Origin of the sequence: Caballeronia sordidicola (genome assembly GCF_000729995.1) — a bacterium.
Lineage (GTDB): Bacteria > Pseudomonadota > Gammaproteobacteria > Burkholderiales > Burkholderiaceae > Caballeronia > Caballeronia sordidicola_A.
Window position 1 is genome coordinate 205,318 of the sequence record NZ_JNFG01000002.1, and the last position, 13,862, is coordinate 219,179.

At 62.6% G+C, this 13,862-nt stretch carries 11 protein-coding genes; 3 read left to right on the plus strand and 8 right to left on the minus strand.

Annotation, left to right across the window (positions count from 1 at the left end):
* Positions 1-18: 18 nt before the first annotated feature.
* Positions 19-2,448 (plus strand): glucose/quinate/shikimate family membrane-bound PQQ-dependent dehydrogenase, encoded by a 2,430-nt coding sequence (locus FH08_RS0101955; RefSeq protein ID WP_031356697.1) that lies wholly within the window; start codon positions 19-21, stop codon positions 2,446-2,448.
* Between the two features lie 176 nt (positions 2,449-2,624).
* On the opposite strand, the gene FH08_RS0101960 is transcribed toward FH08_RS0101955, so the two are convergent.
* From FH08_RS0101960 to FH08_RS0101970, 3 genes are all read right to left on the minus strand, one after another.
* Positions 2,625-2,993, minus strand: coding sequence for a BON domain-containing protein (locus FH08_RS0101960; RefSeq protein WP_031356698.1), 369 nt, complete (start codon positions 2,991-2,993; stop codon positions 2,625-2,627).
* A 227-nt stretch (positions 2,994-3,220) separates the two neighbouring features.
* Positions 3,221-3,931, minus strand: coding sequence for an SDR family NAD(P)-dependent oxidoreductase (locus tag FH08_RS0101965; protein WP_031356699.1), 711 nt, complete (start codon positions 3,929-3,931; stop codon positions 3,221-3,223).
* 85 nt (positions 3,932-4,016) lie between these two features.
* Positions 4,017-4,769 (minus strand): SDR family oxidoreductase, encoded by a 753-nt coding sequence (locus FH08_RS0101970; protein WP_031356700.1) that lies wholly within the window; start codon positions 4,767-4,769, stop codon positions 4,017-4,019.
* Between the two features lie 188 nt (positions 4,770-4,957).
* Here FH08_RS0101970 and FH08_RS0101975 point away from each other — a divergent pair, with 188 nt between their 5' ends.
* On the plus strand, positions 4,958-6,487 hold the full coding sequence (locus tag FH08_RS0101975) for a PLP-dependent aminotransferase family protein (RefSeq protein WP_031356701.1): 1,530 nt from the start codon (positions 4,958-4,960) through the stop codon (positions 6,485-6,487).
* 51 nt (positions 6,488-6,538) lie between these two features.
* On the opposite strand, the gene FH08_RS0101980 is transcribed toward FH08_RS0101975, so the two are convergent.
* Together FH08_RS0101980 and FH08_RS0101985 are read right to left on the minus strand one after the other, a co-directional pair.
* Positions 6,539-7,582 (minus strand): 2-dehydropantoate 2-reductase, encoded by a 1,044-nt coding sequence (locus FH08_RS0101980; RefSeq protein WP_031356702.1) that lies wholly within the window; start codon positions 7,580-7,582, stop codon positions 6,539-6,541.
* Positions 7,583-7,667: 85 nt separating this feature from the next.
* Positions 7,668-8,432, minus strand: a complete 765-nt coding sequence (locus FH08_RS0101985; RefSeq protein WP_031356703.1) for a class II aldolase/adducin family protein — start codon at positions 8,430-8,432, stop codon at positions 7,668-7,670.
* A 179-nt stretch (positions 8,433-8,611) separates the two neighbouring features.
* Between FH08_RS0101985 and FH08_RS0101990 the strand changes: the two genes are divergently transcribed.
* Positions 8,612-9,316 (plus strand): Crp/Fnr family transcriptional regulator, encoded by a 705-nt coding sequence (locus tag FH08_RS0101990; RefSeq protein WP_031356704.1) that lies wholly within the window; start codon positions 8,612-8,614, stop codon positions 9,314-9,316.
* 32 nt (positions 9,317-9,348) lie between these two features.
* Here FH08_RS0101990 and FH08_RS0101995 read toward each other — a convergent pair whose 3' ends face one another.
* The 3 genes from FH08_RS0101995 to FH08_RS0102005 all read right to left on the minus strand — a co-directional run bounded on the left by FH08_RS0101995 (position 9,349) and on the right by FH08_RS0102005 (position 13,862).
* Entirely contained in the window at positions 9,349-11,016 is a 1,668-nt protein-coding gene (locus FH08_RS0101995) for an ankyrin repeat domain-containing protein (protein WP_031356705.1), read from the minus strand.
* A 243-nt stretch (positions 11,017-11,259) separates the two neighbouring features.
* Positions 11,260-12,789, minus strand: coding sequence for an efflux transporter outer membrane subunit (locus FH08_RS0102000; RefSeq protein WP_031356706.1), 1,530 nt, complete (start codon positions 12,787-12,789; stop codon positions 11,260-11,262).
* Positions 12,786-13,862, minus strand: a complete 1,077-nt coding sequence (locus FH08_RS0102005; RefSeq protein ID WP_031356707.1) for an HlyD family secretion protein — start codon at positions 13,860-13,862, stop codon at positions 12,786-12,788. Before FH08_RS0102005 ends, FH08_RS0102000 begins: the two co-directional genes overlap by 4 nt.

The following is a 13,862-nucleotide window of genomic DNA, read 5'->3' on the forward strand; positions in this document are numbered from 1 at the left end:
AGGAAGGTTGAGATCATCATGTCCAGACAATCGGCATCACCGGGTTTCATCGGCGTCATCACACTGCTGTTCACCGCGCTAACCGCCCTCTATCTGCTGATAGGCGGCGCATGGCTGCTCTCGCTCGGCGGATCGGCGTATTACGTCGTGACCGGCGTCGTGCTGCTCGGCGTGTCCTGGCTGCTGTACCGCCGCAGTCCGGCGGCACTCGTGCTCTACGCGCTCGTGCTCGTCGGCACGGCGATCTGGGCGCTGTGGGAGTCGGGTCCCGACTTCTGGGCGCTCGCGCCGCGCTCCGGTGTGCTCGTCATCTTCGGCGTGTGGTTGCTGCTGGTGAGCTGGCGCCTCGACGCGCCGCGCAAACTCGGGGTGACGTCGCTCATCGGCGCGCTCGTGATCTGGGCGGGCGTGCTGGTCTATGCGGGCTTCAACGATCCGCAAACGATCAACGGCGCGCTGAGCGTTGCGGCCGGAGCGCCCGTGGCGAACCCCGACGGCATCGATCCTGCCGACTGGCCCGCCTATGGCCGCACCCAGGAAGGCACGCGCTATTCACCGCTGCAGCAGATCACGCCGGAAAACGCGAAGAACCTGCAGGTGGCCTGGACTTTCCGCACGGGCGACATGAAAGGTCCGAACGATCCGGTCGAGCTCACCAATGAAGTCACGCCGATCAAGATCGGCGACCTGCTTTACCTGTGCTCGCCGCATCAGATCCTGTTCGCGCTCGATGCAAAGACGGGCGAGCAGAAGTGGAAGTTCGATCCGAAACTGCAAGCCGATCCGTCGTTCCAGCACGTGACTTGCCGCGGTGTGTCGTATGTCGATCTCTCGGCAAGCGCAGCAACAGCCGCAACAGCCGCGACGGCCGCGCCCGCGAGCGACGCCGCCCCGGCAGCAACGGTGGCATCGTCCGCCAACAGCGCCTGTACGCGCCGCATCTACCTGCCGGTCAACGACGGCCACCTCTACGCGCTCGACGCGCTGACGGGCCAACGTTGCGAGGGCTTCGGCAACAAGGGCGACCTCGACCTTCAACATGCCCAACCGATCACAACGCCGGGCATGTACGAGCCTACCTCGCCGTCGATCATCACCAGCAAGGTGATCGTCGTGGCGGGCGCAGTGGAGGACAACTTCTCAAACCGCGAGCCGTCGGGTGTCATCCGCGGCTTCGACGTACGCACGGGCGAATTGCTCTGGGCGTTCGATCCGGGCGCGAAGGACCCGAATCACATTCCGGGCCCGGGCGAACACTACACATGGAATTCGCCCAACTCGTGGGCACCCGCCGCCTATGACGCGAAGCTCGACATTGTCTATCTGCCGATGGGTGTGAAGACGCCGGATATCTGGGGCGGCGACCGCACGCCGGAGATGGAGAAGTACGCCACCGGGCTGCTCGCACTCAACGCCTCGACCGGCAAGCTCGCCTGGTTCTACCAGAGCGTGCACCACGATCTGTGGGACATGGACCAGCCGTCGCAGCCCACGATCGCCGACATCACCGGCAAGGATGGTCAGACCGTGCCGGTCGTGTACGCGCCGGCCAAGACCGGCAACCTGTTCGTGCTCGACCGCCGCACCGGCGTGCCGGTCGTGCCGGCGCCTGAAACTCCCGTGCCGCAGGGCGCGGCGCCCGGCGACCACGTTGCGCCGACACAGCCGTTCTCACAGCTCACGTATCGTCCGTCGAAGAACCTGACCGACGCCGACATGTGGGGCGCGACGATGTTCGACCAGCTTGTGTGCCGCGTGATGTTCCACCAGCTGCGCTACGAGGGCACGTTCACGCCGCCGTCGCTACAGGGCACGCTCGTGTTCCCGGGCAACCTGGGCGTGTTTGAGTGGGGCGGTCTTGCCATCGACACCGACCGCCAGATCGCGGTTGCGAACCCGATCGGCTTGCCGTTCGTCTCGCGTCTGATTCCGCGCGGACCGGGTAACCCGTTGCAGCCGGTCCCTGGCGCCAAGGGCAGCGGCACGGAGTCAGGCATCCAGCCGCAATACGGCGTGCCGTACGGGGTGACGATCAACGCGTTCCTCTCACCGCTGGGCTTGCCGTGCAAGCAACCGGCGTGGGGCTACATATCGGCGATTGATCTCAAGACCAATGAGATCGTGTGGAAGAAGCGCATTGGCACTGTGCGCGACAGTTCGCCGATTCCGCTGCCGTTCAAGATGGGCATGCCGATGCTGGGCGGTCCGATTGTTACTGCGGGCGGTGTCGTGTTCATTGGCGCGACGGCGGACAACTACATCCGCGCGTTCGATGTGAACAATGGCAAGCAGCTCTGGCAGGGCCGCCTCCCCGCAGGGGGGCAGGCCACACCGATGAGCTATTCGATCAACGGCCGTCAGTACGTCGTGATCGCGGCGGGCGGCCATGGCTCGTTCGGCACAAAGCTCGGCGACTATGTCATTGCCTATGCTTTGCCGCAGCAGTAAGGGGTGCGCGTGTCGTCAGATCATCGGCACACGCGCGCCTGGGAGACACGTTCATCGGGTCTATCGGTGGCCGACAGCGCCACCGATCCCGGCCACGGGGGAGTTTCATGGAATCCGCGAACGAACCCGCCTGTTGTGGTTGAGGACGACAGGCGGGGTATTGGCTATTGGCCCGCTTAGCGACCTTCTTCCTGCAGCGTCAGCTTGCTCGTCACCGAGGTGACACCTTGAACCTTGCCGGCGGCAGCCTGGGCAATCTGATCCTGGTCCTCACTCTGGATGAATCCCGCCAGCGTGACCTGGCCCGTCTTTGTCATCGCGAAGACTACGATGTCTGTGTTCTCCAGACCTTTGGTTTTGTTGAGCGTTTGCTTGATCCGCTTCGCGAGGGCCCGATTCGCTGCACGATCGGCTTTTTTCGACGAGGGCGCTTGATCTGATGCCGCGGCGTTGGTAGCCGAGTCTGATGCCGCGGTTTGCGCATAACTAACGGAAGAAAGCAGGGCCGTTGCTGCCAGGACAATCACCAGATTTTTCAAGTACATGTATTCACCTGTCGTTGAAAGGTTAATCGAGGTTTTTAGAAGAATGCTATGGAACTCATGGTTGGCAGTTCGATCTCCTTGGGTGAGGGACTTATAGCGTTCTACCCGACTTCGATGTTAGCTGGCAAGATGTCTGAGCGTTATTACATGAAACTGCATCCAGCTTTTCCTTGATTTAATTGCTGTGGGAATGGGAGGGAGCACCAGTTTGCGGCGCCCGATGAATCTTAACGACCGGCGCTCTGGCCACCGTCAACGTGCAGGATTTCTCCCGTGATGAACGGTGCGGAATCAAGGAACAGAATTGCGTCGGCTATATCGCTCATCTCGCCCATGCGCCCGAGCGGATGGAAAGCGCCCAGCGCTTCATGGGTTTCTGGCGCGTGCATCGGCGTCTTGATGATCCCCGGCGCCACGGCATTCACGCGAATACCTTTCCTTGCGTACTCAATCGCCAGCGACTTCGTGGCGGCGTTCAGACCACCCTTCGTCAGGGCGGCCAGTACCGAATACCCGCCGCTGATCGCATTGTCGGCGGTGCTGGAGGTCACGCTAACCACGTGGCCGCTCGAATGCCTTTCCATTTCGGCAATGGCGAGTTGCGTGACGTAATAGAAACCCGCCATATTCACATTCATCACCGCGGCGTAATCTTCCGCGGTGTGTTCGGTGAAAGGCTTGCCGATGTAAATGCCGGCGTTGTTCACCAGCGTATCGATCCGGCCAAATCGCGCTACACCTTCAGAGATGACACGCCGGGCGGTTGTGGGGTCCCCAATGTCACCCGCTACCGTGAGAATGTTCGGATCTTCCGATGGCTTGATCGAACGTGAGGTAGCCACTACGCGGTAATCGAGCTTGCGAAACGCTCTGACAACTTCGGCCCCAATGCCTTGCGACGCGCCGGTAACGATGACGACCTTTTGTGACGTGCTCATGCTTTACTCCGAAATTTTTATTTGGCTTCGACGGCGATCAAGGCAAATGTAGACGCGTTGATTCGGGTTTCACATCAACCCACAATCAACCCTTTTTAGCTTGCGCCAGCCACTGGTCGAGACTGACGCGGCCGATCCGCGCGTCGCCGAGCGGCACGAGTGATTGTTCTTCGACACGGCCGCCGTAGTACTGCGCATCGCGATCCGTCACCACCGGGCGCGCGTCGCCGACCGATTTCAGATAACGCGTGACGATATCCGCAAAGGGCGCGCGGTCCGGTCCGGCGATGTCGACCCTGCCGTTCAGCGGCGCGGCGAGCGCGGTCTGCGCGAGGATCGCCGCGACATCGTCCACGGCGATCGGCTGAAACAGTCCTTCGCCGATACGCACCGTGCCGTCCACCGTGCTGAAATCCGCGATACCGCCAATGAACTCCATGAACTGGGTCGCACGCACGATCGTGTACGGCACGCCCGCCGCTTCGATCACATCTTCCTGCGCGACCTTGGCAACGAAATACGCGTTCTCTGGCGTGCGGTCGCATCCGACGATTGATAGCGCAACGTGATGGCGCACCCCTGCGGCCACTTCGGCCTTGCCAAGGTTGCGCGCCGAAGTGCGGAAGAAGTCGAGCACGGCCTGCGGCTCCCATGACGGCGCGTTGGTCGCATCCACTACGACGTCCGCGTCGCCGAGCGCATTGCTCAGGCCTTCGCCGGTAACGGTGTTCACGCCGTTACGCGGCGACGCCGCGATCGCCTCATGACCCGCTTCGTTGAGCAGCGTGACGACCCGCGACCCGATCAGGCCGGAACCTCCAATTACGATGATCTTCATGACAGATTCTCCAGATGATAGTGAGTGAACGCGCGGGGCAAACGGCGGTTGTTGTATCGAGTGAAAGTGTTCGCCGCCGTTACATCGCGTGGGGCTAGTGTGGAAGAATCATGTTCTATCGAAAAGTGACAAGAACAGTCGATCTGACTAGTCCAAGTCGTTCCGCTCCTCTTGCCCGCGAGACCGTCATGACCGCGCTGAACCCCGCTTTGACCATCGAAATCGATCGGCGGCAGCAGTTGCCGATCTACCTGCAAATCTGCGAGCGTTTCAGGACCGCGATCGCCGCGGGGCATCTGCGTCCCGGCGAGCGCGTGCCCGCGCTGCGCAGCCTCGCCACGCAGCTGAGCACGGCGCGCGGCACGGTCGAGCTGGCCTACACGATCCTCGTCGACGAGGGCTACCTGCAGATGCGCGGCGCGGCGGGCACGGTCGTATCACCGTCGCTGCCGGCATCGGTGATGCGCTTGCCGCGTGCGCAAGGGGTTGAGGACGCGAGCGGCAGCCGGAGCACTGCTGGAACCGGCACGCGGGAGACGCCAGGCGAATCGTGCGGCGCTCAACCGGCGCTGCGCCAGTTGGCCGTAGCCGTCGCTATGAGCGGCGCGCCGCGGCCGTTGCAACCAGGCATGCCCGCGCTCGACGCGTTTCCGGGCAAGGTGTGGAACAGGCTCGTTGCTCATCGCGCCCGCAGCGGCGAACGTGAAATGTTCGCGTACCCGGATCCGGCTGGCTACCGGCCGCTGCGGGAACATATCGCCACCTATCTGGGGCTGTCGCGCGGCGTGACCTGCCGGCCGGAACAGGTGTTCGTCACCGGCGGCTATCGTGCGACGCTCGAACTCGTGTTGCGCAGTCTTGCCTGTCCGGACGATCGCGTGTGGTACGAGGATCCCGGCTATCTGCTCGCGCGCGGTTTTCTGGCAGAGACTGGCGTGCAGCTCGTGCCGGTGCCAGTGGACGGCGAGGGGATCGACGTGGAGCGAGGCATGCTGCTGGATGCCCAGGCGCGCTTCGCAGTGGTCACGCCGTCGCATCAGAGCCCGCTCGGGCACACGCTGTCGCTCGCAAGACGCGTGGCGCTGCTGGAGTGGGCCGAGAAAGCGTCCAGCTGGATCATCGAGGACGACTACGACAGCGAGTTCCGTTATCTGGGCCGGCCACTACCTGCTTTGAAGAGCCTCGACCGGCGCGATCGCGTGATCTATTGCGGCACATTCAGCAAGGTGCTGTTTCCCGGTTTGAGGCTCGCGTATGCGGTGGTGCCGGAGCGGGCCGTCGAGCGCGTCGGGCGGGTGGCGCATAGCATGAACGCCGGATCGCCGACGCTATTGCAGGCGGCCGTGGCGGATTTCATTGAGCAGGGGCATTTTGCGCGGCATCTGAAGCGGATGCGTGCGTTGTACGGCGAGCGGCGCATGCTGATCGTGCATGCGCTCGAGCGGGCGTTTGGCGAAAGACTGATTGTCGACTTGCCGCCAGGCGGAATCCAGTTCGCGGTGCAGTTCACCGAAGGCCCTGATGGTCCGGTCGACGACGTCGCCGTCGCTTCGCGCGCCCGCGAGGCCGGGCTCGCGGTGCTGCCGCTTTCGATCTGGTACGCGAATAGCCGCGCGCGGCGCACGCGGCGCGGCCTCGTGATGGGCTTCGCCAACATTGCTGATGCGGATGAAGCAGGCCGTCTCGCGCGGACGTTGCGCGCGTGTCTGGACATCTGATGAAGCGAGGAGTGTCGATCGTGATGCCTGCCACGGCGATCTATGCGGTGATCAGATCCTTGCGTGCACAGGCGATAAGGCGCTTGCTGCAGCCCGTAGCTCGGCCAGCAGCGCTTCGCCCGACCATGAAGGGCGCACCTCGCTTCGCTCGGCTTCCCGAACGAGCTCGCATAACCGTTCGTTCACCGGTGCCCTTTGCCCAAGGCGCCGAGCGAGGCGCACGACCTCGCCGTTGATCCAGTCGATTTCGGTCGCGCGCCCCATTGCCAGGTCGTCGGACATCGACGAACGCGCGAGCGGATCGATCGTCAGCATGGTGCGGCCCAGCCGTTCGAACAACGCATCGGGTACGCCGAGAACGTGCGGTATCCAGGAGGTGGGAAGCGGCGTTACTTTGGCTGGCCGTATGCCAGCCCGCTTCAGCAGCGCGAGCGCTTCCTTCTGCGCCATGGCCAGGCAGCGCCGGTAGGCGCGTAGCGAGAGCTCCTCCTTCAACGGCCGGTTCGCCAGCGCGTTGATGGCATTGTTGAGATTGAGCAACAGCTTCGCCCACTGCACCGGCAACATGTCGACGTGCTGGTGCAAAGGCAGACCCGCTTGCCTGAACGCGTCGATGAACGGCTGCATGGCCGGCGTATGCCGGATCTCCAGTTCGCCCGCTGAACCCTGGTGGAATCCGCCAGGCCCGCGTTCGACAACATTGAATGGCACCATCCCCTCCAGCACTATGTGATGCGGCAGGGCGGCGCGCAGGACGTCTGCATTGCCAATGCCGTTCTGGAAGCTCACCACGATCGCGCCGGGCCGAAGCACAGCCGCCAGTTCTGCCGCGGCCGTGGGTGTCGCAGCAGACTTCACGGTGACGAGCACGAGATCGGCTGCGGCGGCGCTGGCCGCGTCCGTCGACACGTTGATGTGCTCCGGCGGCACATGCCAGCGGCTATCGTCGTGCCTCGACAGCGTGATGCCCTGGCGGCGCAACTGGTCGGCCACGCGCGCCCGCCCGATGAAAGTGACGTCGTTGCCGCCCGCAAGAAGCCGTCCGCCGACATAGCAGCCAATCGAGCCGGCGCCGTAGATAAAGATCTTTGCCATACAGGTTCTCAGTAACCCACCCACACATCCGCGATGCGTTGAATCGGCAAACGCGGTCCGTGATGCTTACGCCGTTCGCTCAGCCCTAGTCAGCATATCCAGGGTTGCGGCGGTCCAGCCGACGCAGCAATCCAGGCCACACCAGCTTTCCCGGAGAGCCGCTCGTCACCGCGCGAATCTGCTCCTTGATACCGGCGAGAATCGGCTGAGGGATGTCTGTCAGCTGTCCACCACCCGACTGGGCGCGTACCTGAATCATGCAGGACGCTTCAAAGAAATACATGGCGACGAAGGCGTCTGCAGCCGTAGCGCCGACCGTCAACAGGCCGTGGTTGCGCAGCATCAGATAATTGTTGCTGCCAAGGTCCTGAACGAGACGAGGCTTCTCGCCTTCGTTGAGGGCGATGCCCTCGTAATCGTGATAACTGAGCGACGCCAGCACACCCAGTGACTGCTGCGAAAGCGGCAGTAACCCCGCCACCTGCGCCGACACGGCAACGCCGTTGACCGAGTGAGTGTGCATCACGCAATGAGCGTCTTCGCGTGCTGCATGCACGGCGCTGTGGATCGTGAAGCCGGCTGGATTGACGTCGTACGGCGACTCGGAAACCTTGCGGCCATGTAGGTCGATCTTGACCAGCGACGACGCGGTGATTTCTTCGAACATCATGCCGTATGGGTTGATCAGGAAATGGTGCTCCGGACCGGGCACGCGCGCCGAGATGTGGGTAAACACCAGGTCATCCCATCCGAACAGCGCAGTGAGACGGTACGCGGCTGCGAGATTGACTCGCGCTTCCCATTCGGCAGGTGATACGTCGTTTTTCAGACTGAGATCAGATGAGACCATGTCGACACTCCTTGTTCGATGACTTGTTCGATAATTCAAGCGACGGAATAACCCGGGACAGCGCCCTGCGAAATCGCGCATTCGGTCGCGGCGGCATAGCGAGCGGGTCAGATGCGAGTCCCCATGATGTTCGCGAACCTGCCTAAAATCTGTCAGATACACGACAAGTCGACATGCCAATGGAATCCAGTCAGCACCGCTACCGGTCACAGCTCGAAACGACCTCGTGGTTCCGGGGCCTGCCTGTCGAGTTGCAGGACTATCTGATCGGTCATGCCAACCTTCTCACACTGGAAAAGGGCCAATCCCTGTATCGGCGCGACGAACTGTCTGATGGTCTGTACGCTGTACTCGGCGGGGCACTTGCTATTGGCACCGTTGGTGCGGAGGGGAAAGAGGCGCTGCTCGCGGTGCTCGGACCGACTGCATGGATAGGGGAAATCTCGCTGTTCGATGGGCTGCCGCGTCCGAACGATGCCACTGCCGTCAGCAGGACGCTTTTGCTGCACGTGCCCGAGTCCGCGCTGCGAAGCCTGCTTGACTCCACGCCCCGCTATTGGCGCGATTTTGCGCTGCTGATGGCGCAAAGACTGCGGGTTTTGTTCGAAAACACCGAGGCGGTTGCGCTGTTGCCCGCGGCGCAGCGCGTGGCGAGCCGGCTGTTGGTGATCGCCGGAGGGTATGGCGGACTCAACGCCACGCAGAACAGAATAAGGCTGTCGCAAGACAGCCTCGCTTCAATGGTGTCGTTGTCGCGGCAAACCACGAACCAGTTGCTCAGGAACCTCGAAAATCAACGGATAGTGAGCCTGAAGTCCGGGGAAATCGCCATTCTGGATTTCGATCGATTGCGTGCAGCCAGTCTTGGCGATCCCAGTCCGTAACTTCGCATTCAAAAGCCAAGCAACGACACAGGTCAGCTCGATTCAGGGCTTGCGCCTCCACGTTCCAGCAAAACCTCCGTTACTCCCTCGGAGAACCGTCTGGGCCGACCTTCGATGAGTAGCCGTTCCAGGTTTGATGGATCCCGCTCTACGTTGGGAAGTCCGTGAGCCATGAGCGCGCGGGCGCAGCCGATCCAGTCGGGGTTCACGGGCACTGTCGGCTCGTTGACCGAGGCCCAGGACAGTGTGCCGAGCACGTCGTCTCCGAAGCCTTGTATCTCACGCCAGCTGGCTCCGCTAGCGAGCAGAAAGTCCGTGAGCTCCGCGTCGCCACGAAATACCGCGTGGTTCAGCGCTGACGCGTCCCAGTCTCCGCCACGCACGGCTACTGGCCAGCCGAGTTCGACCATGACCTTGACCGCCGCGCTGGATCCCCATGCTGCGGCGTCGGGCAGCAACCGAAAGCGGTCTTCCGGCAGCGAGCCTGGCAGTTCAGGATGCCGTGCCTGAATGCGGCGCGCCTCGATCGCGTCAGCGCGGGCACAGGCCGCCACGAAATCATCTTCCGCGCTTAGATTTTCGGCCACCCCGTAGGTGCGCAAGAGCTGCACGACCTCCGTCAGACCGACCTGCGCCGCCAACCGATAAGCACTGACACCCGCGGCCGTCTGCGCCGTGGGATCGGCACCGGCCGCAAGCAATGCGGCGATATGGCGAGGCGATCTGCTCACCGCAATCGCGCGCAGTAGCGGAGCCCCCCAGGTTTTCGTGGGTCCTTCTCCGGCCGGTTCGTTAGCGTCGCCGCCATGAGCCAGCAGCAGTTCGAGCGCTGCCGGGTCGGGCATGTCGAGCGCTCGCCGCAACGCATTCGTGCCGGCGACGCGCGCGCCGTATCGAAGCAACAGACGGGTGCAGTCGAGGTTTTCCAGCGAGTGATAGAGCGATTCACCGTCATCAGGATTGGCGCCGGCTTTCAGAAGCATTTCCGTGAGCGCCGGATCGCGGATAACGCCAGCCGCACCGTAAAGGGCGGACAGTGGACCCGTTTCGTCGGGGGCTGCAAGAGACGCCGGTGGAAAGCGGTTACCAATATGTTGGTTGGGATCGGCACCGGCCTGAAGGAGATGCTGCGCACATTCGCGTAGCCGTCCAATGAACTCCGGCAGTTGTCCCAGGCGCGAGTGGGTCACCGCGACAAGCGGCGGGAGGTTTAGCATTCCCCCCGCGCGGTGGGTCCAATCGGGATCGGCTGTGATTGTCCGAGACACCACGTCGAGCTGGCCAGCCGCGCAGGAGGCGTAAGCGTCCGTTGCGAGAAGGTCGGGATGTTCCTGCAGAAGCTGGACCGCGACGCGTGGCCGTGCCGCGTCATAGGTGCCGGTAACATCGCCGCCATAGACTATTCCAAGCCAGCGCCGCTTCAGCCCCGCGAGATCCTGATGCGCGAAGGCGCTTGTCTCAACATAGAGGGCGAGATCCGCCCAGGAGGAAAAGCCATACTCGCGCGCGATACAGGAATGTGCATCGTGGAGGCGAAATTCAAGCGTTGTGATTTCACTCTCTGAGCGGTGCGCGGCGGCGGGAAGGTGATGGGCGAAGCGGGCAATCGCTGTTGCGTCGCCGTTGCGGTAGAGACGCAACAACTCCTTCGCCTGCTTCTTCAGATGGTCGAGATTGGCCTTGAGGGGCAGCTTTTTCATGACGGATCCTCGTGCGTTTGATGGCCGAAGGTCCGCAATACCGCCAGCACAAAGGATGGTGTGATTTCTGACGCGCTGCTTACAGGTGGGTTCAACCCTTTCCGCGGACCCGGAAGCGGCCTGCACCGCTAATCCGGATGCTAGGCGATGACATCCGGCTTCGTCAACCCGGATGCGATCGTATTGAAGAGGGGACCGCGGCTTGCCAGCGAACCCCACGAAAGCACTGCATTCAGTGCCTCGTTAACGCGAGGCGTAAGTCGATTCCCAGCCGCCGCCGAGCGCCTTGCACAGAGTGATGAGATTCGCAGCAGCGGTCGCCTTGCTTTGTTCGAGGTTGCTCTGGCCGTCGAGCAATTGCTTCTGCACGTTCAGCACGTCGATATAGTCAACCGCCCCGGCCTTATAGCGCTGCTGCGCGACCGACAGTGCGCGCTGGTTCAGCGCAACCACCTCCGTCAGCCGATCGCGGCGCCGCTGCTCGGCATCGTAGACAACAAGTGCATCGTCCACCTCGCGCCAGGCGTCGAGTACCGTGTGTTTGTAGACGATCGCGGCCTCCTGTTGTTGCGCCTCGCGCAGGTGCAGTGTCCCCTTGAGGCGTCCGCCTTCGAAGATCGGCATGGTAATGGACGGTCCGACAACAAACTGTCCCGACGCCCAGTTCGCGAGGCTCGAGAGCTGAAGCGTCTGGAAACCCGCGCTGCCGTTCAGCGAAATGCGCGGATAAAAGTCTGCTTTCGCCATGCCGATCGACGCCGTGGCCGCGTGCAACTGCGCTTCCGCTCGCCTTATATCGGGCCTGCGCTGCACCAACTCCGACGGAAAGCCGATAGGCACCTGTGCAGGCAACTCGGGCACGTCGAGCGCTTCGTCGAGTGTTTGCTTAAGCGCGCCCGGCTCCTCGGCGAGCAATACGCCAATCGCGTTGATCGTGGTCTCGCATCGCGATTCGAGCGTCGGAAGCAGGCTTTCGATTGACTCCGCCTGCGCGGATGCGTTGGCCACATCCAGATCCGTCGTCACGCCTTCATGCACCCGTACCTGCGTGAGCTTCGTGGTATTGCGGGCAAGCTCAAGGTTTTGATTCGCTATCCGAAGCAACGACTGTGTGTCGCGTAACTCGATATAGTCTCGCGCAAGTTCCGCACGGGCAGACAACAAGACCGCGTTCCGGTCTTCGTAAGAAGCATCGGCCAGGGCGGATGCGGCTTCGACACCGCGTCGATTCCGGCCCCAGATATCGAGTTCCCAGGATGCATCGAAGCCTGCTTGATAGAGGTTGTAAGCCGGCGAACCCTTGGAGCCCGGCAACGGCGCCACGCCAAGCGGCGTGGCGCCCGAAGCGGATTGCGACTGGGTTTCGGTTGGGCTGACCCCGAGCAACGACAGGATGCCGTTCGGACTTCCGCGCTCGCGGTCGTACGACGCAGCGCCGTCCAGCGTGGGATATTCCGCCGCGCCGGCCACGCGCTGTTCGGCCCGGCTTTGCCGAAGGCGCGCCGACGCCGCGGCCACGTCGAGGTTCGCATCGGCGAGTTGCTGTTCAAGCGAGTTCAACGTGGGGTCGTTAAACAGTGTCCACCACTCTGTATTGAAGCCGGCTTCGACGGCTTTGCTGGGCGCTTGCGCAGCTTGGGTACGATCAAAGACTTGCGGCGGCGCGGAAGTTGTTGGCGCTTCGAAATTCGGCCCCACGGTGCAGCCTGCTATCACAAGGCACGCCAATATCTCCAACACTAAGGTGCTGAGGGAAAAGTCTTTCGCGTTCATTTTGCATCTCCCCCTTCGGCCGGCTTGTCGCCATGCTGACCGACAGCCACCTCTGTTTCCACAGACAGCCCCACGCTCAACGCAGACGCCGCTTCCTGACCGCGGTCAATGGTGATCTTGACGGGTACGCGCTGGACGACCTTCGTGAAGTTGCCCGTCGCATTGTCGGGCGCGATAGGCGCAAAGCTCACGCCGGTTGCCGGAGCGAGACTATCGACGCGGCCGTGAATCACCGTGCCAGGAAAGCTGTCGACCTTGATCCGCACGCTTTCGCCCGGCCGCATGCGGGTGATCTGGTTTTCCTGAAAGTTCGCGACGATATAGGCATCGGAAAGCGGCACGATCGCGAGAACCGGCGCACCGGGCGTCACGAATGCGCCAACTCGCGCAGAACGTCGCCCGACCTTGCCGTCGACCGGCGCGTGAATTTCCGTGTAAGACAGGTTGAGCTTTGCCTGCTCGAGCGCCGCCTCGGCGCGTGCCTGCGCGCCGGCTGCCTTATCGCGCTGGGTGTTCAATACGCCCAGGTTCTGCTCGGTCGATGCCAGCGCGGCCTGGTTGCGGGCCTGCTGCGCGAGCAGCTCGGCAAGCGTGCTGGACGCGTGCTGTTGCTCCTGAGCCGTTCCTGCACCGGCGTCCGAGAGATTCTGATACCGCGCGGCGTTCGCTCGTGCAAACTGGATCGACGCATCGTCGGACTTAAGCGTCGCGCGCGCCTGCTCGACGAGCGAGGGCTGCCGCGCGATCTCGGCATCGTAGTTCGCAACCGACGCCCTTGCCGCAGTGACGTCCGCTTCCGCACTCATCAATGCAGCCTTGAAGTCCCGGTCATCAATCCGCACCAGCAATTGCCCGGCTTTGACGGATTGGTTGTCATCGACGAATACGTCGGATATCTGGCCGGCGACCCGCGGCGCCACGAGGGTGAAATCGGCCTCCACATAGGCATCGTTCGTGGATTCGCTATTCGAGTGGCTTAACAGGCCCGAGCATGCCAATGCGCCAACACCGACTGCGACAACCAAAGCGGCAACACGAATAATCTTGAGGGGAGATTGAGTAGCGGATGACAT

Coding starts and splice junctions, on each gene's coding strand:
- FH08_RS0102005 (WP_031356707.1), bottom strand. CDS start 13,862: ATGTCATCCGCTACTCAATCTCCCCTCAAGATTATTCGTGTTGCCGCT.
- FH08_RS0101960 (WP_031356698.1), bottom strand. CDS start 2,993: ATGTACTTGAAAAATCTGGTGATTGTCCTGGCAGCAACGGCCCTGCTT.
- FH08_RS0101980 (WP_031356702.1), bottom strand. CDS start 7,582: ATGGCAAAGATCTTTATCTACGGCGCCGGCTCGATTGGCTGCTATGTC.
- FH08_RS0101995 (WP_031356705.1), bottom strand. CDS start 11,016: ATGAAAAAGCTGCCCCTCAAGGCCAATCTCGACCATCTGAAGAAGCAG.
- FH08_RS0101965 (WP_031356699.1), bottom strand. CDS start 3,931: ATGAGCACGTCACAAAAGGTCGTCATCGTTACCGGCGCGTCGCAAGGC.
- FH08_RS0101970 (WP_031356700.1), bottom strand. CDS start 4,769: ATGAAGATCATCGTAATTGGAGGTTCCGGCCTGATCGGGTCGCGGGTC.
- FH08_RS0101975 (WP_031356701.1), top strand. CDS start 4,958: ATGACCGCGCTGAACCCCGCTTTGACCATCGAAATCGATCGGCGGCAG.
- FH08_RS0102000 (WP_031356706.1), bottom strand. CDS start 12,789: ATGAACGCGAAAGACTTTTCCCTCAGCACCTTAGTGTTGGAGATATTG.
- FH08_RS0101985 (WP_031356703.1), bottom strand. CDS start 8,432: ATGGTCTCATCTGATCTCAGTCTGAAAAACGACGTATCACCTGCCGAA.
- FH08_RS0101955 (WP_031356697.1), top strand. CDS start 19: ATGTCCAGACAATCGGCATCACCGGGTTTCATCGGCGTCATCACACTG.
- FH08_RS0101990 (WP_031356704.1), top strand. CDS start 8,612: ATGGAATCCAGTCAGCACCGCTACCGGTCACAGCTCGAAACGACCTCG.